Consider the following 316-nt stretch of genomic DNA (forward strand, 5'->3'; position numbering starts at 1 on the left):
CGGGATTTCGCCGCGTGAGGCATTGGCGATGGATCCGCAGCAGCGGTTGCTGCTGGAGACGTCGTGGGAGGTGCTGGAGCGGGCCGGTATCGACCCGGCCACGTTGCGCGGCAGCCGCACCGGCGTCTTCACCGGACTCGTGGAACAGGGCTACGGAGCATGCCTGCGCGATGCCGTCGAGGAGTCCGACGGGTATGTCCTCACCGGCACGACCCTGAGTGTGGCGTCGGGGCGTATTGCGTACACGTTCGGTTTCGAGGGTCCTGCGGTGACGGTGGACACGGCGTGTTCGTCGTCGCTGGTGGCGTTGCATCTG

The 316-nt window shown here is 67.1% G+C and carries 1 protein-coding gene; it reads left to right on the top strand.

Going from position 1 to position 316, the window contains the following annotated elements; all coding sequences use genetic code 11:
* Positions 1-316: beta-ketoacyl synthase N-terminal-like domain-containing protein (locus IH68_RS51400; protein ID WP_037886754.1), on the top strand; the 316-nt coding region annotated here is incomplete at both ends.

Origin of the sequence: Streptomyces sp. NRRL S-646 (assembly GCF_000720765.1) — a bacterium.
In the GTDB taxonomy this organism is placed as follows: domain Bacteria; phylum Actinomycetota; class Actinomycetes; order Streptomycetales; family Streptomycetaceae; genus Streptomyces.